The 10,603-nt window shown below is 52.9% G+C and carries 9 protein-coding genes and 1 pseudogene; 6 read left to right on the forward strand and 4 right to left on the reverse strand.

Annotated elements, in window-relative coordinates; translation table 11 throughout:
* Positions 1–340: 340 nt before the first annotated feature.
* The 4 genes from rfaE1 (at position 341) to AKG12_RS27170 (ending at position 6,783) form a co-directional block, all read left to right on the forward strand.
* Positions 341–1,801, forward strand: coding sequence for a D-glycero-beta-D-manno-heptose-7-phosphate kinase (gene rfaE1 / locus AKG12_RS27155; protein ID WP_052821223.1), 1,461 nt, complete (start codon positions 341–343; stop codon positions 1,799–1,801).
* Positions 1,801–2,787: an ADP-glyceromanno-heptose 6-epimerase gene (gene rfaD, locus AKG12_RS27160; RefSeq protein ID WP_052821224.1), complete on the forward strand. Its 987-nt coding sequence runs from the start codon at positions 1,801–1,803 to the stop codon at positions 2,785–2,787. The genes rfaE1 and rfaD overlap by 1 nt, the downstream gene beginning before the upstream one ends.
* Positions 2,788–2,940: 153 nt before the next feature.
* Positions 2,941–4,617 carry an HAD-IIIA family hydrolase gene (locus AKG12_RS27165; RefSeq protein WP_052821225.1) on the forward strand — a complete coding sequence of 559 codons (1,677 nt, stop codon included), beginning with the start codon at positions 2,941–2,943 and terminating at the stop codon, positions 4,615–4,617.
* Between the two features lie 42 nt (positions 4,618–4,659).
* Positions 4,660–6,783, forward strand: coding sequence for a glycosyltransferase family 9 protein (locus tag AKG12_RS27170; protein ID WP_197283365.1), 2,124 nt, complete (start codon positions 4,660–4,662; stop codon positions 6,781–6,783).
* Between the two features lie 49 nt (positions 6,784–6,832).
* Here the strand turns inward: AKG12_RS27170 and AKG12_RS30885 are convergent, their stop codons facing one another.
* Positions 6,833–7,150 carry a hypothetical protein gene (locus AKG12_RS30885; protein WP_197283366.1) on the reverse strand — a complete coding sequence of 106 codons (318 nt, stop codon included), beginning with the start codon at positions 7,148–7,150 and terminating at the stop codon, positions 6,833–6,835.
* Here AKG12_RS30885 and AKG12_RS27175 point away from each other — a divergent pair.
* Together AKG12_RS27175 and tnpA are read left to right on the forward strand one after the other, a co-directional pair.
* Positions 7,052–7,291, forward strand: a pseudogene (locus tag AKG12_RS27175) (integrase core domain-containing protein); the annotation flags it as partial. The gene AKG12_RS30885 and the pseudogene AKG12_RS27175 sit on opposite strands and share 99 nt — an antisense overlap.
* 237 nt (positions 7,292–7,528) lie before the next feature.
* Positions 7,529–7,915 (forward strand): IS66-like element accessory protein TnpA, encoded by a 387-nt coding sequence (gene tnpA, locus AKG12_RS27180; protein WP_052821227.1) that lies wholly within the window; start codon positions 7,529–7,531, stop codon positions 7,913–7,915.
* A 213-nt stretch (positions 7,916–8,128) separates the two neighbouring features.
* Here the strand turns inward: tnpA and tnpC are convergent, their stop codons facing one another.
* The 3 genes from tnpC to AKG12_RS27195 form a co-directional block, all read right to left on the reverse strand.
* Positions 8,129–9,718: an IS66 family transposase gene (gene tnpC / locus AKG12_RS27185; protein WP_052821228.1), complete on the reverse strand. Its 1,590-nt coding sequence runs from the start codon at positions 9,716–9,718 to the stop codon at positions 8,129–8,131.
* A gap of 73 nt (positions 9,719–9,791) precedes the next feature.
* Positions 9,792–10,136 carry an IS66 family insertion sequence element accessory protein TnpB gene (gene tnpB, locus AKG12_RS27190; RefSeq protein ID WP_052821229.1) on the reverse strand — a complete coding sequence of 115 codons (345 nt, stop codon included), beginning with the start codon at positions 10,134–10,136 and terminating at the stop codon, positions 9,792–9,794.
* Positions 10,133–10,483, reverse strand: a complete 351-nt coding sequence (locus tag AKG12_RS27195) for a transposase (RefSeq protein WP_162697384.1) — start codon at positions 10,481–10,483, stop codon at positions 10,133–10,135. Before AKG12_RS27195 ends, tnpB begins: the two co-directional genes overlap by 4 nt.
* Positions 10,484–10,603 lie beyond the last annotated feature (120 nt).

Here is a 10,603-nt window from a genome sequence, read left to right on the forward strand (position 1 = left end):
AATGTTGGTTGGCAAGAATGTTTTCCAAGGCAAGTAATGGTATTTTTCTTAATGTTCCTGATGGTTTTTGCGTGAGATGCAATATGCTTGGCCTCTTGCTTAAGGTATTTTTAATCGCGAAAATCAACTGTTCGACTTTCAATGTTAAAGGGTAGCTTTAGGTGGTGATAATCATGCTTTGTGTTAGTGTTCTAAGCGTGATTAGGGCAGGTAACTATTGAGTTGAATCGTCTTCGGCGCGATAGCAGTTTTGTAATTTCCAGAGTAGTTGAAAAAGGGCATACCGCTTTGCGTGTGTTGTGGCTCACGTTTAGGACAGCGACAGGATGAATAACTGGTGATGTTGGACTATTTGAGATTTTCTGAAGTTAAGGTTCTCTGCATCGGCGATGTAATGCTTGACTGCTTTATTTCCGGCGACGTCGGTCGCATTTCGCCGGAAGGCCCAGTACCGGTTATGTGCGCGCGATCTGAGGAATATTTTGCCGGTGGCGCAGCTAACGTTGCGCGCAACATATCTTCTCTTGGGGCAGGTTGTACGTTGCTCGGAGCGGTGGGGAAAGACAACAATGGGAGCAAACTTCTTGAGTTGCTGAACAGCGTGCATGGCGTTTCGGCGCCTTTCGTGACATTGGACGAGCGCCCGACGACGATCAAGACGCGTTTCCTAGGTCACGGCCAGCAAATGTTGCGCGTTGATTTTGAGGACGTCTCGCCGATTTCCCAGGAGGAAGAGGATCGCGTCATCTCGAGCGCGCTTTCCTTGATCGGATCTCACAACGTTGTCATATTGTCGGATTACGCTAAGGGTTTGTTAAGCGAAAGAGTTGTGAAGTCAATTATTGCTGCGTGCCGAACTGAGGGGAAGCCGGTTATTATCGATCCAAAAACCTCCGATTTTACCCGCTACGCAGGTTCCGCCATTGTGACCCCCAATCAAAAGGAAACGCAGGCTGTAACTGGTGTATGGCCGGATACCGATGAGGAAGCGGAATTGGCTGGGGAGTTCATCTTGTCGCGGTACGACATCGAGGCGGTCCTCATTACACGAGCGGAAAAGGGGATGACCCTCGTGGAGCGAGGCCATGCACCTTTTCATATTCGCACGGAAGCTAAAGAAGTGTTCGATGTCGTCGGCGCCGGCGACACGGTAATTGCGACGCTCGCTGTTGGCCTGGGCTCCCAAACTTCACGTGCTGATGCAGCACGGATTGCGAATGCAGCTGCTGGCATTGTGGTCGGTAAAAAAGGCACGGCAACTGTCTCTGCTGCCGAACTCCGAGATGCCTTATCTCATGACACCTCGTCGGGGGAGGTCAGCCCTTCGGACAAGCTTCTCGACAGGAAAGATGTCGGGGCGCTGGCAGAGGGTTGGCGGGGCGATAATCTGAGGGTCGGTTTTACGAACGGTTGCTTCGATATCCTGCACGTCGGCCACGTCCGGCTTTTGCAGTTTGCGAGGGATAATTGTGATCGCCTGATCGTTGGCGTTAATGCAGATAGCTCGGTAAAGCGGCTAAAAGGTCCATCCAGACCGATAAATACCGAATTGGATCGCGCCGAACTCCTGGGTGCGTTAGCTTTCGTCGACGCGGTGGTGGTATTTGACGAAGATACGCCGCTTGAACTCATTAAGACGATACGCCCCAATGTACTGGTTAAAGGCGCGGACTATACGATTGAAAACATTGTCGGGGCGGATTTGGTGATGGCGGATGGTGGTAAGGTCGTAACATTCGAAATAGTACCCGGAAAAAGCACGACGGCGACCATTGCGCGCAGTAAAAATGAGGCGGTTTGATGTATATTGTAACCGGAGCTGCTGGATTTATCGGATCCAACATTGTGGCTGATTTAGAAGCGGCGGGTCTGGGGCCAATTACCGTCGTCGACTGGTTTGGCCGTGGGGATAAGTGGCGCAATCTCGCAAAGCGTAACATCGCAGCCTATGTGCCACCTGCAGGACTGCTCGACTATCTTCGCGGCAGTAAAGTGGATGTGAAAGCGGTAATACATATGGGCGCAATTTCCGCCACCACGGAAGCCGATGTGGACAGATTGATCGAGCTTAACATCAACTATTCTGTCATGTTGTGGGACTGGTGCGCTGAGCGTGGGATTCCTTTCATCTACGCGTCTTCCGCTGCGACCTATGGCGGCATCGAGGAGGGGTTTGATGATGACGAGTCTGCGTCGGCACGTGCCATTCTTGCGCCGCTGAACGCTTATGGCTGGAGCAAAAAGACAACCGATGATATTTTCATCGAACGTGTTGCACGTGGTGAGAACGCCCCGCCGCAGTGGGTAGGGCTGAAATTTTTCAATGTTTATGGGCCAAATGAATATCACAAGGATGATATGCGGAGTGTAGCCTGCAAACTCTTTGACGTCGTCCAGGCCACCAACGAGGTATCCCTTTTCAAGTCTTATCGACCTGATATCGAACATGGAGAACAACGTCGGGATTTCGTATACGTGAAAGATTGCACGGCACTCATCTTGTGGTTTTTGAACAATCCGGAATATAGCGGGATCTTTAATTGTGGATCTGGCAAAGCACGATCGTTTGCAGACATCGTTCATGTCATGGGCGATCTTCTCGGCAAGAAGCTGAATATCAATTTCATTGAAATGCCAGAGGCGATCCGAGGTAAATATCAGTACTTTACCGAGGCAAATATGTCAAAAGTCGCGTCAATCGGATATAATGGCCCCCAATCATTGCTTGAAGAAGGGCTTGACGATTATATCAATTCTTATCTAAGGCGCGAAGATCGATATCGCTAACAGAGTAGGTACGATTGATGCGAAAAGGCTCTATGCGTTCAAATGAGGGTTGATTGAGCGCCCTCAGAATTGCAACCGCTGCATTGCTTCCTTCGTAAACGGATTTGGATAGCTATCACTCATGTCAGCCAGCCTGGTTAAGGATAATACTTGATGACACATCCGGGTTTCGAGTCCGCTCAGAATGAATATCTGGAACTCAAAAGGTGGCTTTTCGAAGCGGCGCTTCCACTGTGGTCTTCGGTTGGACGGGATTGTGTGAGTGGCGGTTTTTTCGAAAAAATCGACAGAAGCGGGGTTGCCGTTGAAGCGGCAAGAAGAACGCGGGTTGTTTGCCGTCAAATCTATAGCTTTTCGGCGGCTAAGAAAATGGGCTGGGCTGGCGATGCTGAAGGGGTAGTTCAGCATGGATGGGACTTCCTTCAGCGGCACTGTTTCAATGCGGACGGCTCGGTTATTACCACGGTCGACTTGGCGAGTGGGGTCAGGAATACGTCATTCGATCTATATGACCATGCCTTTGCGTTGTTCGGCCTGAGCTATGCCGCCGATACGCTTGAAAACCGGGGTGGCATTGCCGAAGCCGCGCTGAATTGTCTTGAGGCAATGATCGCGTCTTGGAAGCACCCGGCCTCAGGTTTTGAAGAGGCCTTTCCGCCTATCGTTCCTCTGCGTTCGAATCCACATATGCATCTTTTTGAGGCGTTTCTGGCCTGGTTGGAAAATCCTTCGATAAAAAAGCCTGAACGCTGGCTGTCTTGCCTCAATGAACTCGGCGAACTGTGCCTATCATCATTCATCTCGCCCGATAACGGTGCTCTCCGTGAATATTATAATCACGACTGGTCGGTAATGCAGCACCACAACCTCGCGCCAATCGAGCCGGGGCACCAATTCGAATGGGCATGGTTGCTAACGCGATGGGGTAAGATGGCGGGCCGGAAAGACGCGCTGATCGCTTCGCGTAAACTCGTGGAGATTGGCGAGAAAGGCGTCGATGAAACCCGCGGCCTGGCGCACAATGGTCTGAACTTTGATCTGACGCTCAACGACAGAGCGTTCCGTCTGTGGCCGCAAACAGAGCGGATCAAGGCTTGGCTTATGATGGCCGAGATGGCGATAACGCCCGAAGATAGAGAAGTGGCATACGCTAAGGTCGCCGAGGCGGCACGGAGTTTGCAGCGTTTTTTCACGGGAGTTCTTCCCGGCCTTTGGGTGGATCGTTTCAACGAAGATGGTACCGCAGCTGAGGAGCATGCGCCCGCCTCGTCTCTTTATCACATCGTCTGTGCTCTCGAAGAAATGCACAGACTGCTGAAGCCTTACACCGAAAGTGTACCCGCGCTTTTTTTAGATCGAGACGGTGTGATTATCGAAGACACGGGATATCCAGGTACGATTGAGGACGTCCGACTTATCCCTGGGGCGGCGGAGGTTATAAGTTCTTTCAGAGATCGGGGATATCGGGTATTTGTCGTAACTAATCAGTCTGGCATAGGCCGCGGTTATTATGATGATCTCGACTATATCATGTTGCGGGCTCATATTGAGAAATTGCTTCATGAACAAGGCGCATCTATTGATGATGAACGCCTCTGTCCTTTCCATGAGAATGCCGCTGTCGAAAAATACCGGGGAAATCACTACTGGAGAAAACCTTCTCCAGGAATGATAGAAGATATCATTATGCGGTGGAATGTGGATCGAGAGCGCAGTATTCTAATCGGGGACAAAGAGACCGATGTTGAGGCTGCTGTTGCAGCGGGTATCCAAGGCGCGTTGTTTTCTGGTAAAAACTTGCTTGATTTTGCTTGTAGCAAAAAACTCTAATGTCTTGGTTTTGATGTTATGGAAAGTACGCGGTTGCTCAACTTGAACGACACGAAATTATCGGACTACCGAGACGGTTATGCGAAATGGCGGGGAACACAGAGTTCTGCCGGCCTTCACTATTTGCCTATCTTCCAAGCCGTTGAAGCCGGCAAAAGCGGATCGTGCACTGTTCTCGTTGATGGCGTGGATTGCTCGGAGTTTTCTTCGGTAAATCCTCAGATATGGTCTCTTGTATCGGTCGACGGAAGCAAATCCGAGAAGGCGGATGCTCCAGCGGTTCTGCAGTTCGATATCTGTTTTAAGCGCTTCTCAACAATAGATAGCCTCGAAAACATCCTCAAGTCCGTAAGCGAGGTCGAGCCTAATCTTATGCCAAACGGTTTGTTGATATTTGAACTGAAATTAGATCGACAAACGGCCGGAGGCGAAATAGACGAAGCGCTGCATCGCTGGCGCTATGTTCTAGACACGTTAGACTTACGTATTTTAGCGAAAATTTTGGTGCCCTATTCTGGCGTCAACGATAGGCACGCGCAGGCTAATGCCAGTATTCCTGCCTCAACTTACTTGACGATCGTCGTCTGTCGTGTCTTCAACGTCGAGAGCCCTTTTATAAGAGAAATGAGGAGAGCAATCGACGACGTTCGCGCCGTAACGCAATCCGAGATTTTGCAGCTCACTCTCGGCCCGCCTCAAGGCATGGATAGGCCTAGGATGGCGGACCCTGATCTCTCGGAAATATGGGAGATGCATCATACGTTGCAGGCGCAAGCAAGCACAGCGGAGGCGATGATAGCATCTCTGTCCGAAACCGCTATTTCTGCAAAGGATGCTGCCCGCCGCCTTTTGAAAACTGAAAGGCGTGTTCTGGCGCTCAGAAAGCAGACATCGTTATTTTTACCGATTACTTATCCTTGGTCTGTTTTTGCGGGTTTGGTCATTGCATTATTGAAAAAAAGGAAGGAGAGGCGAAAAAAAAAAAGAATAACTGGTGAAGTCTCGAACGAACTAGGCTCGTTGACGGGTACTTTTGATAAAGGGGTCGTAGTTGAGAGAAGGGGTGTCCTCGGTAAAGATGGCTTTTCCTCGAATCCAAAAATCCTAATATTGAAACTTGATCATATCGGTGACTTTTTTCTCTCACTACCAGCCATTGACTTGTTAAAAAAAGCGTGGCCAACGGCTGAAATCACGATAGTTTGCTCTCCAACCAACGGAGATCTCGCTAGAGCAAGCGGTCACTTCGATAATGTTATCGAATTCAAATTCTCTGCCGAAATGTCTCAGGAGGTTGAGAAGGCGAAGCTCGAAAACTACGCTCAAATCAAGGCGCTAGTGACTGATCGCTATGACTTGGCTATTGATTTGCGGCATGATCCAGATACGCGACCACTTTTGATGTTTGTTCAGGCTAAAGTGAAAGCTGGTTTTCAGGGCGTTGACCGTCATTACACGCCCCTCAGTATATCTTTGCCTGAGATGGAAGCGCCTCGTGGAACATATAAGAACGCTCACAATGTCCACCGTTTGATGTTGTTGAGTAGTCACGTTGTTAATACGCTAAAGGGATTCGATCCTGCGGCCATTCTGTCTGATCTGGTAACTAGTGGCAGCTACGCGGGTCCAGTCGCTGGGTCTCGGTATATTATAATTGCGCCAGGAGGAGGGACACTAGCTAAAAAATGGTCCCCGTCTAAATTCGCTGCTCTCTCTCAAAAATTTGTACACGAGCATGGTTACAAGATCGTAATTGTTGGCGGGAAGGCTGAAGCTGAGTACAGTAACGAGATACTCAATGCTGTTCCGAATGAAAGCGTTACTGATTTGGTAGGTAAGCTGTCACTTGTTGACCTCGCGTCCGTTATTTCAAAGGCTGATTTCTTTGTCGGAACCGATACTGGTGCGACACATCTTTCAGCTCTTATCGGCGTGCCGACGATAGTTGTTTTCAGCGGAGTGGCGGATCATAATATATGGGAGCCACTGGGGAAGTCGGTTTGTATCGTTAGAAAACCGATAGCCTGTGCGCCTTGTCATATAGCGAGAATTGAAGAATGTGTTGCACTGCATAAATGCATGAAAGATATTGAAGTCGAAGATGTCTATCGGGCTTTTTTACATATATCAGAATTTGATGGCGTTGTGGGGGAAACCCAGAACTAGCGTGGCGAGCGTTCGGTTTAAACATTTTTGAGTGTTGCACGACGGAAGCTCATTGAGACATTTCAATTCCCCGGCCGCGACGGTCGATTATTGCATTATTGTGGCTCGATGAAGAACCCTTCTGCTGTCGACGCCTCGATGACGGATGGCCAATGTCGGCTAAAGCTGACGGTCGATCGAAAAAGGTCGGCCCAAAGACGATGGAGGGAACGGCGGTCACCTTGATTCGTGTAATCATCATGCCCGCCGGTGGGAGTGCCTGCTTCGCGATCTCGTGCTCGACTTCTCTCGGCCACGCAAGCCGACTGACAACAGCTACATCGAGAGTTTTAATGGCAAGTTCCGGGCCGAGTGCCTGAACGCTCACTGGTTCATGACCCTTGACGACGCGCGAGCAAAGATGGAGGATTGGCTGAGAGAATATGACGAGTTCCGGCCACACGGCGCGATAGGCAACAAAGTGCCGATTTCGTTTATGAACGGCTCATCGGCACCCCCGCCGAACTGAGCTAAAACCCGGAAAACTCCATCCCCCGCTGGCCCAAATTCGGGGAGCACCTCAAACCGCTGACGCTTCAATCCATTCTGGAGAGATTTCTATGTGGCGGGTCAGAACCACCTCTCCTAGACGCGTTAGTCCATATCCCATTCCTTCTAAGATTCGTAACCGCTGTCCCACTCCCACATTGTCCTCCGCCGTCTGATCTGTGATCGCCTGTCCATGGATGAAGAACGGGAGTTCTCCATGGAGACTACATTAGAGTTTCTCACAACCGGGAAGCCTGGACGTGAGGTTCACCGACATTGGCCCGATGAGGTCAAGGCGAAGATCGTTTCGGAAAGCTTAAGGCCTGGCACGACGGTCAATGAAGTTGCGCAACGCTATGGATTGCGAGCCAACAGCCTTTCCACCTGGCGAACGATGGCGCGGCAGGGCAAGCTGATCCTGCCAGCACCGGAGGATGCGGTAGAGTTCGCGGCGGTGATCGTCGATCCGCCTGTTTCGGAACAGCCGCCTAACATGCTCAGTCGCCCCGAGATCGTCCTCGGTCCCGTCACCATTCGTCTTGAGGAAGGTGCGTCTGCCACCCGGATCGCTGCCATCGCCCGCGCCTTGGCGGCAGCGACATGATCTTCCCGTCGAACCGCGTCAGGATCATGGTGGCGACAAACCTGTCGACTTCCGCAAGGGTCATGACGGGTTGGCGACTTTGGTGAAGAACGAACTGCACAAGGACCCTTTCAGTAAGCGGCAAGCTGAGACCGTTCAGCGCGTGTAATTCCAGGGCATGAGTGCATCGAGATCGCTGCTGGGCCATCCTNGTAAGCGGCAAGCTGAGACCGTTCAGCGCGTGTAATTCCAGGGCATGAGTGCATCGAGATCGCTGCTGGGCCATCCTTTGGCGATGCGCTCGAGGGTTTGGGTGAGCCAGGCCTGCGGATCGACGTCGTTCATCTTGGCTGTCTGGAGCAACGTGGCAATTGTCGCCCAGGTCCTTCCACCGCCATCACTGCCGGCGAAGAGGCTGTTCTTTCTCGTAATTGTCTGGGGCCTGATTGCACGCTCGACTATGTTGTTGTCGAGCTCGATGCGGCCGTCGGTGAGAAAGCGCTCGAAGATGGAGCGACGCGAGGTGGCATAGCGGATCGCCTCGGCCAGCTTCGACTTGCCAGAGATCCGCGGTAGGGTCTTCTGCCAGAGGGCGAAGAGCTCCGTGACAACCGCAACAGATGTCGCCTGGCGCGCGGCGACACGGGCGTCAGGGCTTTGCCCGCGAGCTGTTTCTTCCACCTGCCAGAGCTTCGCCATCAGTTCCACCGTCTCGGTGGCGATCCTGGAGCTGTCTGAGGCGTGGAGCTCGTAGAACTTGCGCCTGCTATGGGACCAGCAGTAGGCCAGCATCACGCCGTCATTGCCTCCGTCAGATCTGGCAAGCTTGTTATAGGCACCATGTCCGTCAACCTGCAGAATACCGCGATAGCCACTCAGATGCCGGGCGACCCGATCGCCAGCACGGCTATCTTCGAAGCGATAGGCGACCATCGGCGGGCTACTGCCACCGAAGGGTCTGTCATCGCGGGCATAAGCCCAAAGCCAGGCCGTCTTGGCCGATCCGGCTCCGGGCGCGAGTGTGGGCAACGTCGTCTCGTCAGCGAAGATACGCTCAGCCTTCTTGATCTCGGCGAGGACGTAGTCGGCCAGGATATCAAGTTCAAAGCCGAGCTTACCCATCCATTGAGCCATCAGCTTCCGGTCAAGCTCGACCTTGTCGCGGGCATAGATTGCCTCCTGCCGATAGAGCGGGAGGCCATCGGCATACTTCGAGACGGCGATCTGCGCGAGAAGCGCTTCCGTCGGAATGCCCGCCTCGATAATGTGCGCGGGTGCGGCGGCCTGAATGACGCCGTCTTCATTTTTGAAGGCATACTTCGGTCGGCGTGTAACGATGACGCGGAACTTCGCCGGCACGACGTCAAGTCGCTCCGAGACGTCTTCTCCGATCAGCACCTTCTGTTTGCCGACGTGTTCGGGCAGTTCATCCGGCTCGATCACCACTTCGACCCGCTCAAGATGAGGAGCAAAGCCCTTGCGGGGTCTCGGCGGACGCTTTTCGGTATCGGCGGCACCCTTGTTCACCTTGGCTCGGATCGCCGCGATGCCGGTCTCGATTTCCTCGAAGACAAAGGCCTGCTGCTCATCATCGATACCTGCAGAGCCGAGCTTTTCCGATCGCCGGCCGAAACGGGCACGATCGAAGGCTTTCAGGATCTGGGTCAGCCGTTCGATGCGTTCATCAGCATCGGCGTTTCTGGCTTTCAGGTCTGCGACCTCGCTCTCAAGAGCATCGGTGCGCGCTGCCTTCTCGGCCATGGCAAGGACCATGGCTTTCAAGGTCTCTATATCATCCGGCAGCTGCAGATCGGGCGGCGTCATGACGTCTACCAGAGCATATTTTGCTCCGGTTTTCCTGCCCTTTCAGGCGGTTGATTCACTTTGCCGCAGGCATTTACCCAACAATCTCCGGCGGCTTCACCGCCACCGGGCGCACCCGTTTCCAGTCCATGCCGTCAACGAGCGCCATGAGCTGGGCATGGTTGAGCTGGACTCGGTTGTGGCCTATCCGCGGCCAGCAAAACTGCGCCTTCTCCAGCCGCTTGGCGTAAAGGCAGACACCTGATCCATCCCACCAGACGATCTTGACCCGGTCAGCCCGTTTGGCCCGGAAGACATAGAGCGAGCCGTTGAACGGATCACTGCCGGCATCGCGCACCAGCGACAGTAAACTGTCTGGCCCTTTGCGGAAGTCGATGGGATGGCTGGCGAGGAAGACCTTTACACCCGCGGGGATCATGCTGAGCGAACCGCCCGGATCACGCGCTGCAGATGCGCTTCTTCGATATGCCGGCCGGCCCGCACGACGATACCGTCAATGACGATTTCGACAACGGGGTTGGCGTCAGGTGCGACGCTCTGCGGATCAACTGCCGCTGGTGCCTCTCCAGGCTTATCACTGGCCAACAGCTCTCTACGCCAGCGGTAGAGTTGAGATGGCAAGATACCGATCTGCCGCGCCACGGCCGACATGTTCACTCCGGGCTGACAGGCCTGCTCAACCGCTGTCTCCTTAAATTCGTCAGACCAGAACCGTCGCAACTGTCGCGGGGACCCGTCCAGGCGATCGGGCACCGCCTCGATCATTCGCATCAACCCAAGGCTAGCTGCAGGTCTAGACATAGATCCTCACATCCAAAGAACTCGTATGCCCGAAATACCTTACTCAGCATCAGACCCGCCAGATGGGGTCTCCTTGCCGCTTAC

The organism is Agrobacterium sp. SUL3, from assembly GCF_001263295.1.
Classification (GTDB): Bacteria; Pseudomonadota; Alphaproteobacteria; order Rhizobiales; family Rhizobiaceae; genus Agrobacterium; species Agrobacterium tomkonis.

Bases quoted from the DNA above. Each gene is read 5' to 3' on its own strand.
- rfaE1 (WP_052821223.1), top strand. From the start codon at position 341: ATGTTGGACTATTTGAGATTTTCTGAAGTTAAGGTTCTCTGCATCGGC.
- rfaD (WP_052821224.1), top strand. From the start codon at position 1,801: ATGTATATTGTAACCGGAGCTGCTGGATTTATCGGATCCAACATTGTG.
- AKG12_RS27165 (WP_052821225.1), top strand. From the start codon at position 2,941: ATGACACATCCGGGTTTCGAGTCCGCTCAGAATGAATATCTGGAACTC.
- tnpA (WP_052821227.1), top strand. From the start codon at position 7,529: ATGGAGACTACATTAGAGTTTCTCACAACCGGGAAGCCTGGACGTGAG.
- tnpC (WP_052821228.1), bottom strand. From the start codon at position 9,718: ATGACGCCGCCCGATCTGCAGCTGCCGGATGATATAGAGACCTTGAAA.
- tnpB (WP_052821229.1), bottom strand. From the start codon at position 10,136: ATGATCCCCGCGGGTGTAAAGGTCTTCCTCGCCAGCCATCCCATCGAC.
- AKG12_RS27195 (WP_162697384.1), bottom strand. From the start codon at position 10,483: ATGATCGAGGCGGTGCCCGATCGCCTGGACGGGTCCCCGCGACAGTTG.